The organism is Candidatus Electronema sp. JC (genome assembly GCF_048287365.2).
In the GTDB taxonomy this organism is placed as follows: Bacteria; Desulfobacterota; Desulfobulbia; order Desulfobulbales; family Desulfobulbaceae; genus Electronema.
The window spans coordinates 1-24,280 of sequence record NZ_JBLWEM020000001.1; the positions used below are offsets into that span (position 1 = coordinate 1).

Annotated in this window: 23 protein-coding genes, 1 tRNA gene and 1 pseudogene; 5 read left to right on the forward strand and 20 right to left on the reverse strand. The window is 59.1% G+C overall.

The genetic code is table 11. The features are described from left to right. Positions 1 to 241 precede the first annotated feature (241 nt). The 11 genes and pseudogenes from ACNKH3_RS00005 to ACNKH3_RS00055 form a co-directional block, all read right to left on the reverse strand. A pseudogene (locus ACNKH3_RS00005) lies at positions 242 to 1,144 on the reverse strand (ABC transporter permease); the annotation flags it as partial. 18 nt (positions 1,145 to 1,162) lie between these two features. After that, positions 1,163 to 4,996: a PAS domain S-box protein gene (locus tag ACNKH3_RS00010; protein WP_420207766.1), complete on the reverse strand. Its 3,834-nt coding sequence runs from the start codon at positions 4,994 to 4,996 to the stop codon at positions 1,163 to 1,165. After that, positions 4,963 to 5,754: a glycosyltransferase family 2 protein gene (locus ACNKH3_RS00015; RefSeq protein ID WP_420207767.1), complete on the reverse strand. Its 792-nt coding sequence runs from the start codon at positions 5,752 to 5,754 to the stop codon at positions 4,963 to 4,965. The genes ACNKH3_RS00010 and ACNKH3_RS00015 overlap by 34 nt, the downstream gene beginning before the upstream one ends. 126 nt (positions 5,755 to 5,880) lie before the next feature. After that, entirely contained in the window at positions 5,881 to 6,936 is a 1,056-nt protein-coding gene (locus ACNKH3_RS00020) for a glycosyltransferase family 9 protein (protein WP_417916620.1), read from the reverse strand. After that, positions 6,933 to 9,401 (reverse strand): O-antigen ligase family protein, encoded by a 2,469-nt coding sequence (locus ACNKH3_RS00025; RefSeq protein WP_417916619.1) that lies wholly within the window; start codon positions 9,399 to 9,401, stop codon positions 6,933 to 6,935. The genes ACNKH3_RS00020 and ACNKH3_RS00025 overlap by 4 nt, the downstream gene beginning before the upstream one ends. Continuing rightward, positions 9,398 to 11,131 (reverse strand): lipid A export permease/ATP-binding protein MsbA, encoded by a 1,734-nt coding sequence (msbA, locus tag ACNKH3_RS00030; RefSeq protein WP_417916618.1) that lies wholly within the window; start codon positions 11,129 to 11,131, stop codon positions 9,398 to 9,400. The genes ACNKH3_RS00025 and msbA overlap by 4 nt, the downstream gene beginning before the upstream one ends. Before the next feature lie 54 nt (positions 11,132 to 11,185). Further along, entirely contained in the window at positions 11,186 to 11,701 is a 516-nt protein-coding gene (locus ACNKH3_RS00035; protein ID WP_417916617.1) for a transposase, read from the reverse strand. Positions 11,702 to 11,743: 42 nt separating this feature from the next. Then, positions 11,744 to 13,009 (reverse strand): caspase family protein, encoded by a 1,266-nt coding sequence (locus ACNKH3_RS00040; protein WP_417916616.1) that lies wholly within the window; start codon positions 13,007 to 13,009, stop codon positions 11,744 to 11,746. Continuing rightward, positions 13,006 to 13,503, reverse strand: a complete 498-nt coding sequence (locus ACNKH3_RS00045; RefSeq protein WP_417916615.1) for a hypothetical protein — start codon at positions 13,501 to 13,503, stop codon at positions 13,006 to 13,008. Before ACNKH3_RS00045 ends, ACNKH3_RS00040 begins: the two co-directional genes overlap by 4 nt. A 117-nt stretch (positions 13,504 to 13,620) precedes the next feature. Continuing rightward, positions 13,621 to 14,265, reverse strand: a complete 645-nt coding sequence (gene rsmG / locus ACNKH3_RS00050) for a 16S rRNA (guanine(527)-N(7))-methyltransferase RsmG (protein WP_420207768.1) — start codon at positions 14,263 to 14,265, stop codon at positions 13,621 to 13,623. A 48-nt stretch (positions 14,266 to 14,313) separates the two neighbouring features. Then, a complete protein-coding gene (locus ACNKH3_RS00055; RefSeq protein WP_420207769.1) occupies positions 14,314 to 15,810 on the reverse strand; it encodes a hypothetical protein in 1,497 nt (498 codons plus the stop codon). A 102-nt stretch (positions 15,811 to 15,912) separates the two neighbouring features. Here ACNKH3_RS00055 and ACNKH3_RS00060 point away from each other — a divergent pair. The 5 genes from ACNKH3_RS00060 (at position 15,913) to ACNKH3_RS00080 (ending at position 19,025) form a co-directional block, all read left to right on the forward strand. Beyond that, a tRNA-Thr gene (locus ACNKH3_RS00060) sits at positions 15,913 to 15,988 on the forward strand. 384 nt (positions 15,989 to 16,372) lie between these two features. After that, complete coding sequence (locus ACNKH3_RS00065; RefSeq protein WP_417916696.1) at positions 16,373 to 17,038, forward strand: lysophospholipid acyltransferase family protein; 666 nt, start codon at positions 16,373 to 16,375, stop codon at positions 17,036 to 17,038. Positions 17,039 to 17,076: 38 nt separating this feature from the next. Beyond that, positions 17,077 to 17,334: a toxin HicA gene (locus tag ACNKH3_RS00070; RefSeq protein WP_417916697.1), complete on the forward strand. Its 258-nt coding sequence runs from the start codon at positions 17,077 to 17,079 to the stop codon at positions 17,332 to 17,334. Further along, positions 17,318 to 17,662: a type II toxin-antitoxin system HicB family antitoxin gene (locus tag ACNKH3_RS00075; protein ID WP_417916698.1), complete on the forward strand. Its 345-nt coding sequence runs from the start codon at positions 17,318 to 17,320 to the stop codon at positions 17,660 to 17,662. Before ACNKH3_RS00070 ends, ACNKH3_RS00075 begins: the two co-directional genes overlap by 17 nt. Next, positions 17,649 to 19,025 (forward strand): cobyrinate a,c-diamide synthase, encoded by a 1,377-nt coding sequence (locus ACNKH3_RS00080; RefSeq protein ID WP_417916699.1) that lies wholly within the window; start codon positions 17,649 to 17,651, stop codon positions 19,023 to 19,025. The genes ACNKH3_RS00075 and ACNKH3_RS00080 overlap by 14 nt, the downstream gene beginning before the upstream one ends. A 69-nt stretch (positions 19,026 to 19,094) precedes the next feature. Here the strand turns inward: ACNKH3_RS00080 and ACNKH3_RS00085 are convergent, their stop codons facing one another. The 9 genes from ACNKH3_RS00085 to ACNKH3_RS00125 all read right to left on the reverse strand — a co-directional run bounded on the left by ACNKH3_RS00085 (position 19,095) and on the right by ACNKH3_RS00125 (position 24,173). Continuing rightward, the gene (locus ACNKH3_RS00085; RefSeq protein ID WP_420207770.1) at positions 19,095 to 19,358 is read right to left on the reverse strand and encodes a hypothetical protein; all 264 of its coding nucleotides are present in this window, start codon (positions 19,356 to 19,358) and stop codon (positions 19,095 to 19,097) included. Between the two features lie 18 nt (positions 19,359 to 19,376). Further along, complete coding sequence (gltX, locus tag ACNKH3_RS00090) at positions 19,377 to 20,882, reverse strand: glutamate--tRNA ligase (protein WP_420207771.1); 1,506 nt, start codon at positions 20,880 to 20,882, stop codon at positions 19,377 to 19,379. A 68-nt stretch (positions 20,883 to 20,950) separates the two neighbouring features. Next, positions 20,951 to 21,445: a Uma2 family endonuclease gene (locus ACNKH3_RS00095; RefSeq protein ID WP_420207772.1), complete on the reverse strand. Its 495-nt coding sequence runs from the start codon at positions 21,443 to 21,445 to the stop codon at positions 20,951 to 20,953. 34 nt (positions 21,446 to 21,479) lie between these two features. Continuing rightward, positions 21,480 to 21,881, reverse strand: coding sequence for a type II toxin-antitoxin system VapC family toxin (locus tag ACNKH3_RS00100; RefSeq protein ID WP_420207773.1), 402 nt, complete (start codon positions 21,879 to 21,881; stop codon positions 21,480 to 21,482). Continuing rightward, positions 21,878 to 22,096 carry a hypothetical protein gene (locus ACNKH3_RS00105; protein WP_420207774.1) on the reverse strand — a complete coding sequence of 73 codons (219 nt, stop codon included), beginning with the start codon at positions 22,094 to 22,096 and terminating at the stop codon, positions 21,878 to 21,880. The genes ACNKH3_RS00100 and ACNKH3_RS00105 overlap by 4 nt, the downstream gene beginning before the upstream one ends. A 234-nt stretch (positions 22,097 to 22,330) precedes the next feature. After that, positions 22,331 to 22,729 (reverse strand): PIN domain-containing protein, encoded by a 399-nt coding sequence (locus ACNKH3_RS00110; protein ID WP_420207775.1) that lies wholly within the window; start codon positions 22,727 to 22,729, stop codon positions 22,331 to 22,333. Further along, a complete protein-coding gene (locus ACNKH3_RS00115) occupies positions 22,726 to 22,974 on the reverse strand; it encodes an AbrB/MazE/SpoVT family DNA-binding domain-containing protein (RefSeq protein ID WP_420207776.1) in 249 nt (82 codons plus the stop codon). The genes ACNKH3_RS00110 and ACNKH3_RS00115 overlap by 4 nt, the downstream gene beginning before the upstream one ends. A 192-nt stretch (positions 22,975 to 23,166) precedes the next feature. Then, entirely contained in the window at positions 23,167 to 24,006 is an 840-nt protein-coding gene (locus ACNKH3_RS00120; RefSeq protein ID WP_420207777.1) for a zinc-ribbon domain-containing protein, read from the reverse strand. Between the two features lie 8 nt (positions 24,007 to 24,014). After that, the gene (locus ACNKH3_RS00125; RefSeq protein ID WP_420207778.1) at positions 24,015 to 24,173 is read right to left on the reverse strand and encodes a hypothetical protein; all 159 of its coding nucleotides are present in this window, start codon (positions 24,171 to 24,173) and stop codon (positions 24,015 to 24,017) included. Between the last annotated feature and the right edge of the window lie 107 nt (positions 24,174 to 24,280).

A 24,280-nucleotide genomic window follows, 5' to 3' on the forward strand; every position in this document is an offset into this window, starting at 1 on the left:
CATTTGCTATGGAACCATTTTTAACAACAGCTGAAGAGCCGCATTTTGGACATTGCATGACTTTTTTCCCCATCGTTGATTTTTTTTATCGAACGGCTTCCGGCGGACAATCCCTCCTTTGAAAGCCAAGCGGTGAAGGCGCACCCGAAAGTCTGCTTTTCGCTATTGTATTGTTTTTAATGATAAATTCAATATATTTTTCAGGCGCGACCCGCCTTGTCACTCATAAATCACCATTACCGACGAAGATGGTCATCTGCATGGATTGCAGCTGATTTTTCGCAATGGTGGAGATGACCAGCCCCAGTGTCAGACTGGCGGCGATGAAGAGCAGGGTCGCGCCAGCAATCTGAAGCAGGCCGCCGTTGACCGGCACTTTGAAAATCAGGTGGCCCAGACCGAGGATTATCGTCACCTGCACGCCGCCGATGAACATGTACGGGACAATTTTGCCGAGCATCAATTCAAGCGGGCGCACCGGCGTGGTGATCAGCATCTCCATGTTGCCGCGCTCGCTTTCCCGGACTATCGCGGCAGAGGTGAACATGATCATGGTCATGGTGAGGATGACCGCGACGATGCCCGGCACCGTGTTGACCGCAGTGCGCTGCTCCGGGTTGTAGAGCAACGTCACTTCAAAGGTTGGAGCAGCGGCGCGGGCTGACGTGCGCAGCAGCTCGGCCAGCGGCATGTTGCGCAGGCTTTTCACAGCTCCGGCGATCACCGGGTCCGCGCCGTCAACCAGCCATTGGGCCAACGGGCGGCTGCTTCTTCTGTCAGCGGAGGGCAGTCCGGCAGACGGATGCCGAATCAGCCGCTGGGCAAGATCCGCCGGAACAATCAGCGCCGCCCGCACCTCGCCGCTGGCAATGGCCGCTTCCGCCTGCCGCACATCCGCATAACGGGCGGTGAAGGACAGTGCTTGCGTGGCCGCGACGGTCTGAACGAGCTGGCGGCTGAGGCTGCTGCGGCTCTGATCCACCAAACCTGCCGGGATGTGGCGGATGTTGGTGTTGATTGCATAGCCGAAGAGCAGCAGCTGGATGAAGGGAATCATCACCACCATGCCGAAGGTCATGCGGTCGCGCCGGAGCTGGCGCAGCTCTTTGGTGAAGACAGCGTAGATGCGCAGAAGGGAGTTCATTGGCAATGATGCTGTTTCTCAGCTTGCGTCCGCAGCCAGCCGCAGCTCGACGACAAAGGAGCTGCCCAGTCCTTCGCCCGGCGATTCGGCGCGGATGCCGCCGCCGTGCTGCTCGGCGATTTTGCGGGCCACGGCCAGACCGATGCCGGTGCCTTCGTACTCGCCTTTGGTGCGCAGGCGGCTGAAGACTTGAAAGAGCCGGTCGCGCTGATTCGGCGGCAGGCCGATGCCCTTGTCGGCCACAGTCAGCCGCCAGCGGTCAGCAAGCAGCTCGCCGCTGACCGTGACTTCCGGCGCCTGTCCGGGAAGACGGAACTTGAGCGCGTTGCCGATCAGATTCTGGAGCAGGCGGAGCAGACCGTCCGGGCTGGCCTTGAGGCGCGGCCAGTCGCCTGCCACGCGCACAGCCGCTCCGGCCTCGTCGACAGCCGGGCGGAGGAAAAGCAGCGCCTCGTCAAGCACCGCGCGGCTTTCCAGCCAGACGGACGGCTCGCCCGCGCGTCCGACTCTGGAATACTCCAGCAGGCCAAGCAGCATCGTGTCCAGCCGCTTGGCCCCACTGACCGCGAATTGAATATACTCCTTCTGCGCGTCTGTCAGCGTCGCCTCCAGCTCCATGTGCAGGAGCTGGAGGAAATTGGCGATCATCCGCAGCGGCTGGCGCAGGTCGTGGGAGGCGGCGTAGGCGAACTGCTCCAGCTCGGCATTGGAGCGGGCCAGATCGTTGCACAGGGCGACCCGCTCGCTCAGACTGCGGAAGACCAGCATAGCCCCGGTGATGCCGCCGTCGCTGTCAATGATTGGGCTGGCCACATACTCAGCCGGAAAGGAGCTGCCGTCCTTGCGCCAGAGCAGCTCGTCTGTCACCTCGCGGGGCTGGCCGTCCCAGCAGCAGCGGCTGGCCGGACAGTCCTCCTCAGGATAGGGCGCGCCGTCCGCCTTGCGGTGATGGGCGATCTGATGCTGGCAGCGGCCCAGCAGCTCCTCCGGCTGCCAGCCGAGCATGGCCGCGCCTGCCCGGTTGATGAAGATGGTGCGGCCTTGGCGGTCCAGGCCGCAGATGCCTTCGCTGGCGGAATCAAGGATCATCCGCATCAGCTTGGAAATCCGGCGCAGCTCCTGCTCCGCCGCCTTGCGCTCGGTGACATCCTCGCCCGCGCTCAACGTGCCGACTATGTCGCCCTGCTCGTCGCGGAGACAGCTGACCCGCCAAGCGATCAGGCGGGCTTCGCCGGAGCGGGTCAGAATGCGGTTTTCAAAACGCCCGGTCACAGCCTGCCTGCCAGCAATGAGATCAGCAAAAGCCGGATACGCCTCGGTCAGGCCCTGCGGCTGGACCAGGCAGCGTTCAAACCAGAAGGCGCCGCGCAGCTCCTCCTCCGGCCAGCCGAGCAGCTCGCAGCCTTTGCGGTTGATCATGGTGATCAGGCCGCTGCGGTCGAGCGAGACAATGACCGCCTCAACCGTGTCCAAGTAGCTCTGCTTGAGGTCGCGCTCGGCCCGCAGCTTCTCTTCCAGCCTGCGGGTGCGGGTGATGTCGTGGCCGATGCCGAGCACGCCGATGAGCCGCCCTTGCTGGCCGCGCATCGGCATTTTCGTGGTTTCCAGGAGCACGCGGCTCCCGTCGGCGGCAAAGGTGATCCACTCTTCGTTGACCTGCGGCCTGTCTGCCAGCATGGCCCGCCGGTCGTTGGCGCGGAACATCTCCGCCTGCTCGCGGCTGACGAAATCATAATCCGTCCTGCCGACGATCTCCGCTTCCGCCATGCCGAAGAAACGCTCGAAGGCCGGATTGCAGGCCAAATACACGCCGTCAGCATCCTTGAGCCAGATCAGGTCAGGCAGGGTGCGAATCAGGGTCTTGAGGAAGCTGCGCTCCCGCTCAAGCTCGGCCAAGGCCGTTTTCAGATTCTGCTCCGCCGCCTTGCGCTCGCTGATGTCGCGCATCACGCAGAGAAAGTGCATGGCGCCGCGCAGGCTGACGCGCAGCACCGTGACCTGCACTGGCAGCAGCGAGCCGTCCTTGCGGCGGTGCGTGGTCTCAAAGTCAGCCCGGCCCTGCTGAAGGATGGCTGCGCTGCGGGCCGCAATCTCTTCCGGCGTTTCCGCAGCCTCATAGGCGCGGATCGGCAGCCGGGCGAACTCCTCGGCCGTGTAGCCGAGCTGCTGATGCGCGAGCGGGTTGAACACTGTCGGCATGGTGGTCTGCGGGTCGATCAGCAGGATGCCGTCCGGGAAGATGTCAAACAAGGCCCGCAGCCGCTCCTCGCTCTCGGCCAGCGCCTGCTCCGCCGCTTTGCGCCCGCTGATGTCCATGTGCGTGCCGACGGCCCGCAGCGCACCGCCTGCCGCGTTGCGGCGCACCACCTTGCCCCGGTCAAGTATCCAGACCCAGCGGCCGTCCTTGTGGCGCATCCGGTGCTCGCATTCGTATAAAGCCGTCTCTCCCCGGAGATGCGGCTCCAAGGCTGCTTTGATCACCGGCCAGTCCTCAGGATGAACCAGCTCGCCCCAGCTGTCCACATGCGGCTTCACCTCGGACAGAGCATAGCCGAGCATGGCGCACCAGCGTTCGTTGAACACCACCCGGCCGCTGGGAATGTGCCAGTCCCACAGCCCCAAATCTCCTCCGCTCAGGGCCAGACGCACGCGCTGGTCGGCCTCTGCCTGCGCGGCCAGCGCTGCGGCTGCGGCCAGCTCGCTCCGGCGCAGGCGCAAGGCGGCCAGGCCGAAAGCGGCCAGCAGCAGCAGCGTCAGCGCGCTGGACCAGGCCGCCTGCCGCCGCCAGGCGGCGAGGAAGTCCTCCTCGGCCAAGGCCACTTGGACGTAGAACGGGAACTGCTTCAGCACTCTGACGCTGCCGATGCGCGCCAGGCCGTCAACGCTGGCCGCATAATGCAGGGTGAAGCGCTGCCCGCCAGCGGCCACGCGCTGGCGGATGGCGTTGCTCTCAGGCAGGGGCTGGTTGAAGTCCGCCTCGCTCATGCGCGGCACCCGCTGAATGAGCTGGAAGGTGTCGCTGCGCCGCATCAAAGTGACTCCGTATCGGCCGACATTCAGTCTGGCAAAGAGTCTGGCGTGCGCCTCTAAGTTCATCGGCGCGTTGACCAAGCCTAAAAGCCGTCCGTCCGAGCTGCGGACAGCGCGGGACAGCACCAAGGACCAGGCACCGCTGCTGCGGGCTGCGAGCGCGTCGGAATAGACCGTGCTCAGGCCGGTGTTGCTCCGCATGGCCTGGAAGTGAGGCCGGTCGGCAATGCTGAAGGGCACGCGCTCCGCCTGATCGGAAAGCAGCAGCCAGCCTTGGCTGTCAAAGAGATTCAGCCCGCCCGCTGCCGGGAAATCATGCAGCAGCTGGGCTATGCGCCGGGAGAGGACAGCCCGTTCCGCCGCAGGCAGACGGCTGATCCGCTCCGGGTCAAACTCCGTGGCCGCATAGCGCAGCAGGCTTTCCAAGCGGCCCAAATCTCCGGCCACCTGCGCTTCAATGACCTGAACAAGATTTTCCGCAGTCACTTCGGCGCTGCGGACAGCCTGGGCGCGGGCGAGCAGCAGGAAGCTGCCCAGCCCGCCGAGCAGGACAAGCAGGAGCACGGCAAGCAGCATCATGCCTGCGGGCCGCAGCAAGGGGACGGCGGCGTTTTCTTCCGGGAGAGACTGAGCTGCTGGGTTCATCGGCAATGCCTTGCGGGGCAGCGGGCCGGGCCGCTTCGGGGCAAGGCGGTTCTCCGGCGCGCTGACATGGGTCTTGAGATCAAAGTATAGCAGAGCGGCCCCTGTGCTTCCAGCCTGCGGCGGCACTTTCTTGCCGCTGCGGCTCAGGGCAGATAGGCGGTCACGCCCTGCTCGCACCAGCGCAGCCGCCGCTCCACTGTGCGGCGCAGCAGCTCGTCGTTGGCGGTCAGCTGGGCGCGGTCATTGAGGGCATGATGAAGGTGGTAGGCGACCGCGCTGAATTTAAGGTTCTTCCGCACCAGACCGCAGTTGAGGAGGCGGGCGGTAAACTCAGAGTCCTCGCGGCCCCAGCCCACAAAAGCCTCGTTGAAGCCGTTCACGGCCAGCGCGTCGCTCCGCCAGAAGGCGAAGTTGCAGGTGCGCACGCCGTACATGCCACGGTCGCGGTAGGAGAAGATGCAGGAGAGTATGTCCGAGCGCACACAGTTCTTGCGGTTGCCCACGTCCCAGCGGCAGACCGGCTCGACAGGCGGCTTGCGGCGGGCGAGGATCTCCTGTGACAGCTGCTCGCCGAGCAGCACCCGCGTGCCCTGCACAAAGCAGCCGGGCTTGGCGAAGCGGGCATGATCAAAGATGAAATGCCGCTCAAGGATGATGTCGCCGTCAATGAGGATGATGTAGTCGCCGCTGCTTTTGGCGATGGCCTTGTTGCGGCTGGCAGCCAGCCGGAAACCCTCGTCCTCCTGCCAGGAATGGAGCACAGGCACCGGCGCGGTCGCGGCGATGCGGCGGATCAGCTCGCCGGTGTCGGGCCGGGAGCCGTCGTCGGCAATGATGATCTCCATTGGCAGCTTCTTCTGCTGGAGCGCGCTGCGCAGCGACAGCTCCAAGGCTTCCTTCCAGTTGTAGGTGGTGATGATGAGACTGATTCGCATGGGTGCTTTCGGGGAAATCTCGATACAGGCATCGGGGATATCTCGATAGTGGTATCGGACCAGCCCGATACTACTTGCGGGCCAGCCCGAAAGCGCTATCGGGCAAAGCTCGATGCAGGCATCGAGTCATGTCAGCAAGGCAAGGGCGGCTTCCTCCACCATCTGCACGGTGATGCCTTTCATGCAGGACAGATGGGAGCAGCTGCGTTTGCGGCACTCTAAGCAAGGCAGGCTTTCGGCGCGGATGATGCGGTGCTGCACGCCGTAGGGGCCGACGCGCTCCGGGTGGGTCGGGCCGAAGAGCGCGGCAACCGGTACGCCAGCTAAGGCGGCGATGTGCATCGGCCCGGAATCCAAGCCGATGTGCAGGGCGGATTGGGCGATCAGGGCGGCGGCCTGCGGCAGACTGAGCCTGCCAGCGGCGATGAGTGCCGGGCTGCGCATCAGGCGAACAATGCCGTCCAGATAGGCCAGATCCTGCCCGCTGCCGCCAAAGACCACAGCCAGCCCCTGTCCATGCAGGCGGTCGGCCAGCTCGGCCCAGCGTTCCTGCGGCCAGAACTTGGTCTGCCAGCGGGCCGCCGGGTTGGCGTGAACGACCCTCTTCCCTGCCGCGCCCGCCTCGCGTAGGAAGACCTGCGCCGCCTCGCGGTCAGCCGCGCCGCAGCGGAGATGGAAGTCCGCTGCGGTCACGCTGAGACCAAGCTGCTGGCAGAAGAGCAGGTTCTTGTCCTGCGCATGGCGCACGTCTGCCGGGACAGCGACAAGCTGCTGCTGAAAGAGCGTGTTCAGCTCCTTGGCATCAGCGAAGCCAAGGCGCAGGCCGCCCGGATTGCAGCGGCCTAGCAGCCCGCTGCGTAGCGAGGCGTGCAGGTCGAGGATGAGGTCATACGGCTCCGCCTGCAACTGGCGGCGCAGGCCGCGCAGGGTCTTCAGGGTCGCGCTAAAGGCGGCCAGCCAGGCCGAGCGGCCCGCTTGCGGCTCGCTGGTCGAGGGGATGCGGATGGGGTAGATGCGGTCTATGCTCTCATCTGCTGCCAGCAGAGGCGCGAAGGCCTGCTGCACGATCCAGCCGATGCGGCAGTCCGGCCAGCAGCGTTTGAGCGCGTGCGCCAGCGGCAGCGTGTGGACGATGTCGCCGAGCGAGCTGGGCTTGACAATGAGAATGCTGCGGGGCTTCATGCGCAGGCGCCGCAGCCCTCGCTCAGGCAGATCAGCTTGCGCACCGCCGCCTCGACAGTCCAAGTCGGGGCCGCCGCCTTGGCCGCTGTCAGCTTGTTCGCAGCCCAGTCGTCCAAGATCGCGGCGATGGCTGCGGCTGTGGCCTGCACGTCATCGGCAGGCGCGGCGCGATGGCCGCTCTCCGCCAGCATGGCGGCCAGCTCCTTATTATTATGCAGCAGGCCAAGAATTGGGCGGCCTGTGAGCAGGTACTCATAGACCTTGGACGGAATGGTCTCGCAGGAGAAGTAGATGATGTTCTGCACTAAGAGCAGGCAGTCTGCCTGCTGCATCCGGGCTATGGCCTTCTCTCGCGGCACCGGCCCATGCACCCTGACGAGGTCGTGCAGGCGCAGGCGTTGCATCTCCCGCTCTGAGAGGCTGTCAAAAGAGCCGTACACGTCCACCTGCGCCCTGCCGCGCAGCTCCGGCCTGCCGCTGACTGCCTGCTCCAGCGCCTGGAAGAAGACAGCCAGATTGCGGGTGCCGGAGAGCGAGCCGAAGTGCGCGAAGGAGCAGCGGCCGCCTTTGCTGTATGCCTGCTGCTGCCCGAACCAGGACGGCTCCGCGCCGGGATAGACTACGGCCAGCCTGCCGCAGCCGGTGCGCTGGCGGCAGTGCTCCAGCGCCGCGCCGACGAGAAACACGAACAGGTCGGCCTGCTGGCAGATGCGCCGCTCCAGATTCGTATACAGCAGCAGGGCGAGACGGCTGCGCCGCCAGCCTTGATCGTGCACGAGCGGGTCTTGCGTCTCGGCAAGCCAGCGGATGCCAGTCCAGCGCTTGATCAGCAGGCCAGCGACATGGGCTGAAGCCGAGCCGCCGGTGGAATAGACCAGCTCCGGCCTGAGCTGGCGGCAGAGCAGCAGGCCGCGCAGCGAGGCAAGCAGGCCCCAGGACCATTCGCTCTCCAAGTTGACGACGATCTTCTCCAGCAGGTAGAAGGGCAGCACCGGCAAGAGGAGCAGGCTTTCTGCCAGCTTGAACTGCCAGCGGTGACGCAGTCGGCGGCGGAGGTAATGGCGCAGCTCGAAGCGCAGGCCGGAGGGCGCGAGGCTGACAGTGCGGAAGTGCCGCCATGTCGGATGCGCCAAGCCAGCTGGGCCGGTGAGCAGCACCGGCTCTATGCCTTGGGCCTGCAAGTGCGGCAGCCGGTCGTCCAGATGCTGCGAGCAGGCTGAACCGGGGATGTTGGCGCGGTAGGAGAGAATCAGCCAGCAGCGGCCTGCGGCCTGCGGCAAAGGCTTTTTCTTATACAGCACAGCACCCATCAGGGCGAAGAAGAAGGCGGTCTGATAGACCTTGAGATAGGACTCCGCCAGCATGATGACTAAGAAGAAGACCGAGAAGGCGAAACGCGCCCGGCGCAGGCTGTCCTCCTGCTCAGAGCGGGCCTGCCGCAGCATGAGAACAAAGATCAGCAGCAGGATGAGCAGGCCGGGCAGGCCGAGCAGCGCCGCGCTCAAGAGGTACTGGTTGTGCGGGTTGTCAGTGCTGACGCAGTGCGGGCTGCGCTGCTGATTGACCAGCGCGTAGGCGGCTTTGAAATCGCCGGTGCCCACACCGAGGCAGGGCTGCTGGCGGATGAGGAACAGCGCGTTCCGGCAGAACTGAAGGCGCAGACCCACTGAGGTGTTGGGGTTGTCGTGAAAGCCGGAGACTTCGCTCAGGGCTAAGTCAACCCGCTGCTGAAAGACCGGGCTGGCTAAATAGCCGGTGGCGATGCCCGCAGGCAGCAGCAGACAGAGGAGGAAGATAGCCCGCACGCGCTGCTGGCTGAAGACTTGCAGCAGGAAGAGGCTGAGGAGGACGAAGAAGGCGGCCTGCCCGGTGCGGCCTTCGGTCATGAACATGTTGAGGCTCATCAGCCCGGCGAGCGCGAAGAGGCCCGCACGCGCACGCCGCCTTGGCTCCTCCCAGACTGCCTTGTGCAGCGTCAGGTAGATGGCGAAGGCCAGCAGGGGGTTATAGACGACGTGAAACGTCTTAGGCGTGAGATGCGTTGGGCTGACATCGGCGTACTGGACTAGGCCGAGCCAGACTAAGAAGGTGAGCAGCATGGCCGTGCTCATTCCGGCGATGAAGCAGCTCAGATAGAAGGTGCGCCGTTCGTGGCGGATGGCCGTGAGAAAGACCGGCAGCAGGGCAATCTTCCAGTGATCTTGCAGGACGCTGAGGCCGTCCGTCGGGTTTGCTGTCCAGAGCAGACCGAGACAGAGCAGGGCTAAATAGCCCAGCAAAGCCGCCGCGACTGGCGTGAAGAGGGTCTCAGCCAGCTTAAGCAGGAAATTCCCTTCGATCAGCCAGAGCAGGAGAATGAGCAGGGCGATTGCCGACACTGCCGACGTGGAAAGCGGCAAAGCAAAGGCGAGCAGGCCCGGCAGCCAGACATTGGCCCGGCCTGCGCCGCTGCGGAGCCTGCTCATCGGGCGGCGTGCTGCAAGCTGTGCAGCCCCTCGTAAATGCCGCCGCGCCGGAGCAGGCTGTCGTGGTCGCCTTCCTCGGCAATGCGACCGTCCTGCATGACCACGATGCGGTCGGCGTTCTTGATGGTCGAGAGGCGGTGGGCGATGACCAAGGTGGTGCGGTTCTTCATCAGATTGTCCAAAGCCTGCTGCACCTTGCGCTCGGATTCGGTGTCGAGCGCGGACGTGGCTTCATCTAAAATAAGGATCGGCGCGTTCTTGAGTATCGCTCTGGCTATAGACAGCCGCTGCTGCTGGCCGCCGGAGAGTCGCACGCCAGACTCACCAATCACGGTGTCAAAGCCCTGCGGCAGAGCTTCGATGAAATCCAAAGCAAAGGCCGCTGCCGCAGCCCGGCGGATCTCCTCCTCACTGCAATTAGGACTGCCGTAGGCGATATTGCTGCGCACCGTGTCATTAAACAGGATAGTTTGCTGGGTGACAATGGCAATCTGGCTGCGCAGCGAACGCAGGCTGAGGTCGCGCAGATCGTGGCCGTCCAGCAGGACTGCGCCGTCCGTGACCTCGTGAAAGCGCGGCAGCAGGCTGGCCAAGGAGCTTTTGCCGCCGCCCGACGGCCCAACCAAGGCCACCACCTCGCCCCGCGCGATTGTCAGGCTGACTTCGCGCAGCACCAGCTCGCCGGGCTGATAGGAAAAGCTGACCTTGTGGAATTCAATCTGGCGGCTGAAGGGTGGCAGCTCAACCGCATTCTCCTTCTCGCGGATTTCCGGCTCGGTGTCCAAAAGGGCGAAGATGCGGGCCGCGCCAGCCATGCCCGACTGCACAGTGGAGTTGATCTTGCTCACGCCCTTGATCGGCTCATAGAGCATGACCAACGCGGTGAGAAAAGACATGAAGGTGCCGGGCGTGGCATTGCCCTTCAGCACCTCGTTGCCGCCGAACCAGATGATCAGGGCCATGCCGATGCCGCCGAGGAATTCAATCAGCGGATGGGCAAGGCTGCGGTAGCGGGTCTCGCTCATCAGGGTGTCGAAAAGCTGCTGCATCTTGGCGGCAAAGCGGCGTTTTTCCTGCTCCTCGGCGCAGAAGGCTTTAACGATGCGGATGCCCCGGATGGTCTCATTGAGGAAGTTGCTCGCCTCGCCCATGCCCTGCTGGTAGCGGGTGCTGATGCGGCGGAATTTCTTGCCGAACACCACAATCGGCACTGCGGCCATCGGAATGAACACGAGCGAGACTAAGGCCAGCCGCCAGTCCATGTAGAAAATCACCGCCAGCAGCCCGGCCAGGCTGAAGAAATCGCGCAGGACATAAATCAGGGCGTGCGAGACCGTGCCTTGGAGCATGGCCACGTCGTTCATGATCCGCGAGATCAGTTCGCCGGTGGAATTCTTGTAGAAAAAGCCCATCGACAGCTCGTGGAGATGCCCGTAGAGGCTGTTGCGCAGGTCTTTGATCACCGACTGCCCCACCCATTCGAGCAGGTAGGAATAGAAAAAGTAAAACACCCCTTTGACGAAAAAAATCGCCAGCAGGGCCAGCGGCAGCGCGGTCAGCCAAGCAGCGTTTTTTTCATAAAAAATTTTGTCCAGCAGCGGCTGCACCATGTAGGCCTGGGCGGCGTTGAACAGGGCGACGACGATCATCGCGGCCATGGCGATGAGCAGCTTGCCGCTGTAAGGCCGCAGCACCTCGCGCAGCCGGAGCAGTATGGCTCGGTTGGTCATGGTTGGAGGAAGTTCAGTGGCAGAAAACAAGCAGGGACGAAAGATTTTTCGCCCCTATATGGCGACATGCAGTTCATCCAGTTCCCATTTGGCTGGATTATTTTGGATGTATTCGCGGATGCCGTGCAATTCTGTTTCATTGCGGATAATGTGTTCGTAAAAATTGCGCTGCCAGACCTGATGAATAGATTTGTTTTGCCGCATCCATTTGGTCACGCCGATTTTGAATCCGCGCACGATTGAGCTAATGGTTTTCGATGTGCCGTGTAGGGGCGAAAAATTTTTCGCCCCTACCTTGCCATCATCAATCATGACAATCCCATGCACATGATTCGGCATCACCACCCATTCGTCCAATTCCGCATGAGGAAAATGCAATGGAATGTCGTGCCAGCATTGCGCGGCAATCCGCCCGGCATCGTTCAGCCGCATTTGCCCATTTTCCACCACGCCGAACAGGCATTCCTTGCCGCTGGCGCAAATGGTGATGAAATACACGCCCGCGCTGGTGTAATCATATCCGGGCAGACGGATGGAACGGCGGCGGTGAATTTTCGAGTTGAATGACATTTTAAGAATTGGGGACATGTAGGGGCGAAAAATTTTTCACCCCTACTTCGTCGTTAAAGATTCAAGTCGTTCTTTAGCTGCCTTAGCCTCTCTGCTATCAGGATGTTTCCTATTTAATTTTTCATAAATTATTGCGGCTGTTACTTTGTCCGTTAGCTTTTCAAAAGCCATCCCTTGCCGGAGCAGCGCAGCCGCACTGTACGAATCATCGCTGTAATCGGATATTACCTTCTGGTAGTCAAGAATGGAAATATCGTAATCTCCCTGATTAAATAAGCACTCTCCCATCATATATAGCGTTTTAGCGGCCTGCTTATCTCCTATCTTCCCAGACAGACTTTGCTCAAATAATTTGTATGCAGCTCTGAAATCTTTCTTTTTGAAAAATTGCATAGCCCGATCAAAAAGCTCTGATTGCTTCGGCTGATCTAATGCATTTTTATCAAATTCACGTTTCAGAAAATCCAAATCCGCCTTACCCGCTGGCTTCTCCTGCATCCCTCCTTCCTGCATCTCCTTCGGCACCAGCAAAAAATCACCCATCTCATGCCCGGTCATCTTGATGTCGCCGTACAGGGGAGTCTGATCTGCATTCAAAATGACTGGCCGCTTGATCCGATCAAAGAGGCTGTCGCCGTCCAGAATCTCCTTGTTTTCCCGCAGCACTTCCAGCAATGCCTTGGCAAAGACCGAATGCCCGCTCCCACCGCCGTCCGCAACCGGCTCCTCGCCGCCCGAAGTCAGCGCAGTGCGCGACCGTTTCGCCTGCATCCGCTTCAGCCATTCATCGCGGCTGGCGGCGGCAGGAAGCCTCGCGCCGGAATCCCGCATCAGCAGGCTGCCGGAATAGCAGGAGTCCGCGACAATCAGCACGTGCCTAGCGCGGACAGCCTTGAGCAGCCGGGAAATTTCATCGGTCGGCAGCCAATAGACATCGTTGTCCTTTTCCGCATCCACGGGCTGCCAGTAGCCGGTGCTGGTGCGCTCGTCAAGATAGCCGTGCCCGGCGTAGTAAATCAGCAGGTTGTCGCGCTCGTCGATCATGGTCTTGCGCAGCTCGGACAGAGCCAGCTTGATCTCGTCCCGGCGCTTGTCCAAAAGCAAGTCCACCGTGAAGCCGTACTGCGTTTTCAGTACCTCGGCAACCTCTTTCGCATCAGCCAGCGGAGTTTGCAGCTTGGTGAGATGCCGGTAATTCTGATTGCCGATCACCAAGGCGTGAAAGCGGCCAAAGCCGGAATCCGCCTGCGCAGCAGCGGGCAGCACGGCCAGCGCAATCAGCAGCAAGCACCTTCCGCGCAGTTTCATTTTTCTGGCCTCCGCAAGGATTTGGCGGCTTGCTCGGTTGTCACCGCCGCCTCTTCATGGCCATTTTCCCGCAGCAGCTTGGCAATGGCATCCAGCATCTCGGCAGCTTCCGCCCCTGTGATGCCAGATTTTTCCCTGCCTGCTGCTGGCCCGTCAAGATTCGATTCATTGTGACGCGTTAGCTGATATTCAGATCGAACTTCTCCTGTGTCCGTTATTTCGGCGACACTTTTCTGCTCCAACTGCGGCGGCTCGCCCCGCCACAGCATGATGCTGATGATCACTGTGCCGAAAAGGGCGAAATAGGTTCCGGGCAGGATGTTGGTCAGGGCCAGCTTGAAGCCGCCGCCTTCCGCGCTGGCGGCACCGTCCGCTTTTTTGCTCGCGGCATTGCTGAACAAACGGAAGCCCAGCCAGATGGCCAGCGCGCCGACCGCCAGCACAGTCAGGCGGTACAGGGCGGCATAAATGAGAAATCCAGCGGAAGCAGTCATAATTTTGCGCTTAAAAAAATAAAAACTGTGGCGACAGGCCGCAGCATCTTGCACCGTTAAAGAAAAATGGCGATTTCAAGTTGCGTGAACATCAAAATGTTCTTTCAGGCGCCAGAATCAGCTGACATGCCTCCGCACGGCGATCAGCAGGCGCGGGTCGCCGGAAAAGGGCAAAACGAATTTAAGCTGCCCGACAGTCTGCCAGAGTTCTGCGTCCCAGCTCTGCCGCTCCTCCGCCGCCAGCATGAGGATGACCACAGTTTCCGGTCCGGCGGCGGCTTGGATCAGGGGCAGAAAAATCTCCGGCGCGGCCACAGCCCGGCTGGTGATGAAAGTGAACTGCTCCGGCAGCGGCTGGCCCGGCTCCAGCCGTTCTTCCCGCACCTTGACATTGGACAGTCCCAGCGTCCGGGCAACATGGCGAAGAAAAGCGGTGCGTTTCTGACGCGGCTCCATCAGGGTCACGCGCAGTTCCGGCCAAGCCGCCGCCAAGACCAAGCCGGGAAAGCCGGCGCCGCTGCCGACATCGAGCAGGCTCGCGTCCAGCCCGCTGTTTTTATGCAGCAGCGGCAGCAAGGCCAGCGAGTCGAGAAAATGTTTCTCGACCATTTCCGCCGCCGCAGTTTCGCGGGCGATCAGATTGATCTTCCGGTTCCATTTTTGCAGTTCTTGGCAATACAGCATGATCTTGTCAACAGAGACAGAAGGAATGCTGAGGCCGAGACGGTCAAGGCCGGTCAAAAGCTGACTGCGTTCACACATTTGCAACATAAGGGCAGAGGAAAAAATTGTGACAGCGTGTTTTGTTTTTTATGGCCGCGCAGCAGATTGCTTGCTGTGGCCTGAAACGCTGTCTTTCTCCAGCTGGCGGAGGAAACGCTGCTCGTAAAACAGTCCAGCCGGGCCGGTGGTGTGCGGCGTGTATGGCAGCAGGCCGTCGCTGTTTCCGGCGATGTTGTCAAAGCCGGCAAGCACCTCACCGTTTTCATCGACAGCAGAGAGATGCAGGTCGAGAATGGGCCGGAAGACCTTGACGATGCCGTCTTTGTCCTGCCGGATAATCATGTTCTCCCAGCGGCGGAGGCCGTAGCCTTGCAGCCACACGCCCGGTTTCTTCTCTCCGCTCAGAGTGTCGCTCATGACCGGCTCGTCCTCTTCGCCGAGAAGAAACGCCTCGGCTTCTGAACTGCTCTGCACGGTCAGCGAACTCCATGGATCAGTGTCAGACGAGTAAGTGAGCAGCAGGTGCGTGCCCTGATCGTTGAAGCTCCATTGGGCATGGCAGACTTGGCAGGCGACCTTGCCGCCGTATTTCGCATGGGCCGGATGCTGAAGCCGAGGAACGGGATGTTCTTTGCCGCTGGCTTTGCTGGTCAGAATGAGCTGTCCGCCTTCGCTCCGCAGATTTTTCAGCGGCGGGATTTGGCCCGGCTGCGGATCGTGGCAATCTGCGCAGCGCACCGCCGCCTGTTTGCCGGACAACTCCGCGCCGTTGTGGCAGTCGAGGCAGGTCAGGCCGCGCTGACGGTGGATGTCTTGGGCAAGATCGTGCTGCTCAACACCGTAAGGACGAAAATACGGGGCCTTGGTTGTCTGCGGCGAGCGGAAGTCGCTGCCAAGATCGTGCTCGTGCATTCCGACGAAATCACTGCCCACGCGGTTGCCGTAATGGCAGCTCAGACAGCGCGCCTCATCAGGCAGGCTGAAGGCGTGGCTGGCCAATTTGCCCTCTGTTTTGCGCAAATGGCAGGCCGCGCAGCCCAGCCCGCGCCGCGTGTGCGGGTAGCTGTCGCCTGCTGTGCCCGGATGACAGCGCAGGCAGCGGCGGCGGAGCAGGTCATTGACCAAATCCTCCTTGCTCTGCGGCAGGCTGTTCGGCTCCGGCAGCTCGCGCAGGCTGTTGACCGGCTCCAAGCCGAACTGGCGGCGGATCAGATTGACCTCGTTGCGCAGGCTGAAATGCCCGCTCTGGGCGCAGCCTTCCGCCTGCTGCGCGTGGCAGCGACCGCAAACGGCGGCCATGCTCTCCGGCGCGGCAGGCTTGGCGTTCAGCCCTTGGTGGGCAAGCTGGCGGTCATTCGCGTTGTTGTCGCCCTGATGACAGTCCGTGCAGGCGAAGTCATGCGGCGTGTCCAATTGAATCTCCGCATGGCAGCCCCGGCAGCCGGGCGGCGGCGGAGCTGCCGGAATGGTCGCCGCTTCCTGCGGTTTGGCAGGCGGTGCAGGGACGGACGGCTGTTTTTCCTCCCGGCAGCTATTGAGGAAAATCAGCAGGAAAGCAGTCGGCAGCAGAAAAATCGTTCTCATGAACTTGACAGTATAGCACGAACCTGATACATAATAAAGTCCAGTTTGCTGGAACTGGCGGCGGTGCCGTCCGCGCGGTCCGGCAGCGGCACAAGCAAGCAGGCCGATATAGCTCAGTTGGTAGAGCAACTGATTCGTAATCAGTAGGTCACCAGTTCAAGTCTGGTTATCGGCTCCAGTGATTTCAATCCTTGTCTGTGCCAATCCGTTTTTTTCTCTTGTTTCAGCCCCCATCCTGCCACTACTTTTTTGCTCGCCTTATCCTCCTCTAAAGAGGACAAAAAATGACTTTTTTGGTTCGATGTCATTCAAGCCAAGGCAGATTGCGAAATGTTCAATTAAACAGCTCCTTGCAGCTGCGCTTGCTGTGTAACAAAATATTATGCAAATAATTTTTTACACAAAAATATCTTCTTCATTCCCAATCCATTGTTTACGTGACAAAAGCCATACGGTTGCATCTGACTGGCACCCTCCTTTGCGAACAGAGCTTAGATGCCGCTATTCTGCAGGATGCGCCAATGGCCGAGTATTTTTCAAGAGTTCACGTTAGGTTGGAAATTTGCCTGATCTGCTCTACAAAGCCTCCATCGCTGTTGTGCCACGGCTGTATGTCGTCCTGTCCTCGCTCTGGTTCGGCACCTGCCGCCTTGAAGTGCGCGGACAGGAGAATTTCGACAAAATGCTGGCGCACGGCTCAGGCGTGGCACCGTTCTGGCATTACTCCGTTTTTTACATGCTTTATCATCTGCGCCAATACTCTGGCGTGGCGATGGTCAGCGCGAGCAAGGACGGCGAATACATCGCCCGCGTGGCTCATCTGCTCAACTTCGAGACCGTGCGCGGCTCGTCCAACCGCTTCGGCGTGCGCGCCCTGAAAGGCATGGTCGATCAGGTCAGGCTGGGGAAAAACGCGGGTATAGTCGCGGACGGCTCGCAGGGGCCGCCGCTGAAGGCGCAGCCGGGGGCGATTCTCGTGGCCGCCAAATCCGGCGCGCCGATCTTGCCTATCGTTTGGGCGGCGAAACGCTACAAGGCGTTCAATTCTTGGGACCGCACCATCATTCCCATGCCCTTCAGCCCGATGATTCTGGAATATGGCGAGCTGATCTGGGTTGAGCCGCAACAAACCGCCGAGACAGTGGAGCAGCGCCGCCAGCAGCTTGAAACCACGTTGAACAGCATGTACCGGCGGCTTTGGGGAGAGTTTGGCCGGGAGGGGCATTGACTTCAGTGTCAACAATGATACTATAAAAAGAGCATGATATGGCACTGGAAGATATCCTGAAGCAGTTCAACGCAAACCCGGCTGATGTGCGTTTTTCCGAGCTGTGCAAAGTATGCGATCATTATTTTGGCCAAGCACGTCAGAGCGGCAGCAGTCATCGCATTTACAAAACGCCTTGGACGGGTGATCCGCGAGTCAATATTCAAAACAGCAGAGGAAAGGCGAAGGCGTATCAGGTCAGGCAGGTGCTGAAAGCCATAGAAAAATTGGAGAGTAAAGATGCCTCTGAAGAATGACCGCTACACGTACCGAGTCACATGGTCCGCAGAAGATGATGAATATGTTGGGTTATGCGCAGAATTTTCAAGCCTGAGCTGGCTGGCTAAATCTCCAGAAGCGGCGTTGAAAGGAATCAGAAAAATTGTCGCTGAGGTCATCCAAGATATGCAAGAAAATGGAGAGGAAATCCCGGCGGCAATAGCCGGGAAAAAATACAGCGGCAAATTCATGGTCAGGATTCCGCCTGAAGCGCATCGCAGCTTGGCGATTCAGGCCGCAGAATCTGGTGTGAGCATCAATCGGCTGGTCAGCTCCCGTCTCTGTCAGAACAATGAGCGTCCCTGAAACCTCCTGCCTTGTCATCGCCGGACTGAGCGGCGGCTCCGGCAAATCCGTGGTCTGCGTCGCGCTGGCAGCGGCTCTGCGGCGGCGCGGCCAGCAAGTTGCGCCGTTCAAGAAGGGGCCGGATTACATTGACGCTGGCTGGCTGGCGACAGCCGCCGAGCAGCCCTGCTGGAATCTCGATCCCTTCCTGATGAGCGCGGCAGCCATCAGCGATTCCTTCCGGCAGCACGCGGCGGGCGCGGATTTTGCCCTGATTGAGGGCAACCGGGGCCTTTACGACGGCGTGACCGCCGAGGGCGAATTCTCCACTGCCGAGCTGGCCGTGCTGCTTGATCTGCCCGTGCTGCTGGTGGTCAATTGCAGCAAGACCACACGCACGGTCGCGGCGATGGTGCTGGGCTGCCGCGAATTGGACAAGCGGGTGCGCATCGCCGGGGTGCTCCTCAATCAGATCGCCTCAATGCGCCACGAGCAGGTCGTCCGGCAGGCGGTGGAGCAGGACACCGGCATTCCGGTCGTCGGCATTGTGCCGCGCCTGAAGGACGACATTTTTCCCATGCGCCACCTTGGCGTGGTGCCGCAGCAGGAATATGGCGACGCGAACGCCGAAGCGGCGGTGAGCCGTCTGGCTGATTTGGCTGAAGAGCATTTTGATCTGGAGCAGATACGCCGCATCGCTGAACAGCGGCAGTTTGCGCGGCTGCCTGAACGACCGTCCGGCAGCGGGAAACTGCGCATCGGCATCCTCCGCGACGCGGCCTTTCAGTTTTATTATCAGGAAAATCTTGATGCCCTGCGCGAGGGCGGCGCGGACTTGGTCACGATCAACGCCCTGACCGCTGACCGCCTGCCGGAAGATTTGGACGCGCTCTATATCGGCGGCGGTTTCCCGGAAACCAGTGCAGGACGGCTGGCGGAAAATGTTTCATTCCGAGAGTCTGTCCACCAGGCGGCGGAGCAGGGCCTGCCAATCTACGCTGAATGCGGCGGCCTGATTTTCCTTGGCCGCTCAATCATCGTGGACGGGACAGAATACCCGCTGGCCGGTGTCTTTCCGGTCACGTTTGCCATGTCGAATAAACCGCAGGCGCACGGCTACACCGTCTTCACGGTCGAGCGGGAGAATCCCTTTTATCCCATCGGCACACAGATCAAGGGGCATGAATTCCGCTATTCCATCGTCAAAAACTGGGACGGCAGGCAGGAAGATTTAGCTCTGCGCATGGAGCGCGGCACTGGCTTTCAGGGCAAGCGGGATGGTCTGCTGAAAAACAACGTGCTGGCTCTGTACACCCACGTGCTCGCTCCGGGCGCGCCGGAATGGGCGGCGGGCCTGCTGCGGGCGGCGGCGAACTGCAAATAAAAAAGGCGGGTCTTCCTCTGAGAAAAACCCGCCTCATTGCCAAGCGGCGTGACGGCAGATGCCGTGTTTTCAGCTTGGCGGCTCGGTTTGCAGAATGACACAGCTCTGGCAGTCGCGGCTAAGACGGTCAAGAATAAGATCGTCAAAAATGAACCGTCTCGCCGTCACTTTCAGCACCATTGGAATTTGCTCATGCTTTGCCGCAGCCTCTGAAATCTGAATCAGATCTCCTGGCAGAGGCACCGGATGCCACGTCGGCACTTTGATGGCAAAGGCGTTTCTTTTCAATGTGCCGTCAATTGTAACGTCAACAATTGTCATATAGGTCTCCATAGCCTTTCCTCCTTGATGTCAAGCTGCTGTCAGTTTTTCTGAGCTGTTGTAATGATGTTCAATGCTCCGCAGCCGCCGCACTGTGCGCTCTTTGCCGAGTGCGATGAGAATGTCGAACATGCCCGGCCCGGCTAATTGCCCAGTGAGCACTGTGCGCATGGCATTGATCAGCACGCCGGGCTTGATGTCCAGCTCGGCGGCCAAGGCGCGGGAAGCCTCCTCGGTGCTTTCCTTGCTGAACTCAGGCAGGGCGGCGAAACGCTCCGCCAGCATGGGCAGCCAGGTTTTCAGCTCAGGATATTTGAGCACGTTCTTCTTTAGCGGCGCAGCCTCGACGGCATAATCCTCGGCAAAATACGCCCGCCCCAGCGTGGCGAAATCGCAGACGGTGTGGAAGCGGTCGCGGATGAGATTGAGCGTCTCCAAGAACCACGCCCGCCGCTCGCCCTCATAGGCATCATCCCACAAGCCCTGCTTGATGAAGTCCTGCTTGACTCTCTCCGCCAGCTCTTCAATCGGCATGGTGCGCAGATAGTGCTCATTGATGGCGATCAGCTTCGGATCCGTGAAGAACTTCGGGTCGTCCTTCTGCAAGTTGAAGACCGAGTTGACCTTACCGATGCGCTCCAGGGTAAAGGCTTCAATCAGCTCCTCGCGGCTGAAGATCTCCTGATCTGTGCCGGGATTCCAGCCAAGCAGGGCGAGGAAGTTGCACAAGGCCCAAGGGATGAAGCCCTTTTCGCGGTAGAACTGCACGGCCACCACTTCGCCGTGGCTGCGCTTGGATATCTTGCGCTTCTGCAAGTCAAGCGTGAGCGGCATGTGCGCGAAGACCGGCAGCGGCGCGCCCAACGCCTCGTACAAGAGCACCTGCCGCGTGGTGTTGCTCATGTGATCCTGGCCGCGCAGTATATGGGTGATGCGGTCGCGGATGTCATCGACCACATTGCAGAGCAGGTAGAGCGGCTTGCCGTTGGAGCGGACAATGACGAAATCCTCTATGTCGCTGTAGGCCCGCTCAATGGTGCCGAGCACCTTGTCCTCGTAGGCCACCTTGCCCTCGCGCTTGGGCACTTTAAAGCGAATCGCTGCCGGTATGCCCTGCGCTTCCTTCTCCGCCACTTGCGCTGGAGTCAGGTCGCGGCAGGTGCCCTCATAACCGACCTCATCCTGCTTGGCTGCCATTGCCGCCTCGCGCTTGCGCTCCAGTTCTTCCTTGGTGCAGAAGCACTTGTAGGCATGACCAGCAGCCAGCAATTGCTCCGCCGCCTTGCGGTGCTCGTCAGCGAATTCAGTCTGGAAATACGGCCCTTCATCCCAGTCCAGCTCCAGCCATTGCAGGCCGTCAATGATGCCGTCTATTGAGGTCTGGGTGCTGCGCTCCTCGTCGGTGTCCTCAATCCGCAGCACCAGCTTGCCGTTGTTCTTCTTGGCCCAGAGCCAGTTGAGCAGCGCGGTGCGCGCGCCGCCGATGTGCAGGTAGCCGGTAGGGCTTGGTGGAAAACGGACGCGGACTTCAGTCATGGTGAATGTTCCTTTATTGCTCAGGTTGATTTGTTTCATTGTGCACAGACTGTGCGGCTACCAAAACTTCACCGTATCGTCACAGGAAATTCAGGGAGCAGCAAAGAGCGGGGCAGTTCCGTATCAGGAGAGAAAAAGCGGAACTGGCCTTTCTGGCCGCATATCCAGAACTCTTCTGCACCCTTTTCGCAATACAGCTTTCTCTTATCCAGCATCTCCTCTTCGGTGTTGGCTGAAGACATCACTTCGATGCAGATTTCAGGGGCGACGGAGCATTCCGCCTCATCTTGGATGAATTCAAGTCGTTGCGAGGAAGCCCAAGCAACGTCAGCCACCTTTGTTCCTTTCCGGGTGCGGACTGCGCATTCAACCAGCACCTCGCCGTCTTCTATATGGCTGTACAGCAGGCCGGTGATTTTCCCTTGAAACAAGGAATGGTAAACCTTGACTGGTGTCATCAGAAGCTGCCCTTGCTGATTGGATTCTATCTTAAATGGCAAGTCGTGCAGGCTGCTGTTGCTGCATATTTCCTGCCATGTTGCAGATTGATTAAAATTTATCATGATGGTTCACCTGCATGTCAGTTATTCCTGCACGCTACCAAAAGGTTTGCAGTCCCATTGAGCGGTACGCATCAAACGCGCTGTCCTTGGAAATCAGGATCAGCTTCCGTTGGACTGCCTGCCAGATCAGCATTCTGTCAAAAGGGTCTTTGTGAGCGCATCTTGGCAGGCGGCAAAAGCTGGCGGCTTCTTCGGGTTCGAGAGGCAATGGCAGATACCCCAAACGATCCGCAATGCTCGGCAGTTCATCGGGCAAGCAGTTTGTCAGAGTCAGCTTGCCTATGCCTGCTTTCAGCGATATTTCCCAAAAGGTCACGCTGCTGACGTAAACCGGGCTGCCGCTGCTGGCAAGCTCGGCATGAACGGCCCGACTGAGCTTCTCCGGCTCGAATGCGCTCCAAAGAAAGCTGTGGGTGTCGAGAAGATAGGCACTCATGACCGCAGCAGCTCCTCATCGGAAATCTCGAAGTCTTCAGAGAACTGGCAGGAGGCTTTGCCTTGCATGAGTCCTATCGGGCGGGGCTGAGGCTGATTGCGCTGCTGGATGCGGGAGCGCAGGAAGCTCACGAAGTCCAATGCTTCTTGAGCTTGTTCCAAGGGCAGATGGCGCAGTTCATTGAGAACTTGGATTTCAAGGGCGGCTCTGGTCATGGCGGTGGAACAGGTTGAGCTTGCAGGAAAAAGACTGCTTGGCAGCCTCGTTAGTTCATTGTACACAGAACCGGAGCCGGGAACAATGTTGCCGTGTCATGTGCTGTTATTCCGACAGTGCCAAACCAGACTCTCTCAGGATATCCATGCTCTTCAAGATGCTTCTTCGGTCAACGAGCTGGTCGGAAAGGAACTTGCGGACAATGCTGGCCAGAAAGGTTTGGCAAGCATTTTTTAACGAACAAGCTCAAACAGCGCAAAGCGGGCCGCTTTCCTGTCAAAGGTCATGACGGCTTCACAGCCCTGCGCTTTAGCGGCATGAGCAATCAGCAGATCAGAAAGATCGTATTTTCTCTCTTGCGCGGCTTGGATGAAATGATGCAGAGCTGGCCGATGTTCAAAGTTCAGCACCGGCATCAGGAGCAGCTCCCGCAGCGCATCTACTATCTCATGCCTCGGTATTGCATAGACTGATTCCAGAATCCAGATCAGTTCTAAGATGACGAGCAAAGGCACAAAGAGTTCACTCCGGGCCACTTCCGCATTCTTGAGGATATCGTAAACATTCTTTGCCTGCGTCTCGTCATCACCAACCAAAAAACGGACAAGGATGTTTGTGTCAATGCCTTTCACTTGAAGAGTTCCTTCACTCGCTTTCGTACAGCCTCATCCATTTCCGCCAAGGTTGCCGCTCGCCTGCCCGGCTTATGCAGTTTGCAGAACACTTCATCAACTTTCTTTGCCACAGGTCTGATCACCGCCTCTTGGTTCTCATTGAGAACGATTTCCAGTTTATCGCCGGGACGCAGCTTCATTGCGTCTCTGATGTGTTTTGGGATGGTCATTTGCCCTTTGGCAGTAAGCGTTGACAGCAGCATGCGTCTCCTCCTTGTATGGTATTCCGATTGGGCAAGGAAGTTCAGGCGCAGGGATGTCGAGCGCGTCTCCTCCCCCTCATTCCCTCTCCGCTGCACCCGTGATGCACAGTATTCCGCGTGGGCAAACGATAAAGCCGGTTGCCCACACTACTCGGCTTTGTGTGTTGTCAAAATACGTTGCAGCGGATTTGGTTAGGAAATTTTTGTTATACCAAGTTTGACAACGTGTTCAAAATGACATTGCGGACAAATCCATTTTTTATTCGAGAGTCTCCATACAGAATAAACAATGCCTGGAATTATGAAGAATAGCCAAAGAATCAACTCTATTCCAATCGAACCTTTTGTAATAAACTTTCCTTTCCCTGTAAAGTTGCAGTTCGGGCAATGAATATTCATTATTCTCTTTTTAGAAGACATGTTGTAAAAAACAAGAGGATAGGTGAATATCCATGCGATAACTAAAAACATAACAAATGCTTCATTGCCAAATAAAGGGAATATTGATGGGAGAAGGAAAAAACCTGCGATACCTATAATTATTTTATAGTAGACCGGCAATCCTCTTAATCGACTATGATCAGCATCATTTTCAGATTTTATTTGTATATGTTCTTTCGTTAAAGGTTCTCCGCAGTTAGGGCAGCTTTCAGCATTTTTGGAAATTTCTTTCTTGCATACCGAACAGTTAACAAGATTTGCTTTTCGTTCCTCTTCCTCTTGCGCTCTCCTTTGTTCTTCCTCAGCCTTTACACGTTGCTCCTCTTGCTTTTTACGAGCTTCCGCTTCTTTGTATCTCTTGAAAATGATTCCGCAGGTTGGGCATTCACCTTGTTTTTTTGCGTCTAACTGACAACCACATTTTGGACATGATTTTACAGTATTAACCAGCAATCTGGCAGGATTTTGTGGCGCAGAACTTAACAGAATTGTTCCGCCGCAGCTCTTGCATTTTGCCTGCTTTGCCCCAGCCGGAATCTTCTTCTCGTCAATGTTATGTCTCTTTTGACAACCTTGGCACTGTATAATCATGTCTCGCTCTATGCAATATCCTTGCGGTCTTGAAATATCTCGAACGCCTCGCCGGTCTGCATCCGCACCGCCCGGCTCAAATGCTCGCGGAACTGCGTGATCAGACCATTCTCATGCTGATCATCCAGATTCACATAGCTCATGAAGGCTTTTGGTGCGCGGCTCATCTCGCTTTTCTCTCCTGTAACAATCCTGCTGGGGTCATTCCAGCGGCGCGGGCAAACTCGATCGTGCTTGTGACTCTAACGCACAAACACGAGAGTGTTTATCTCAC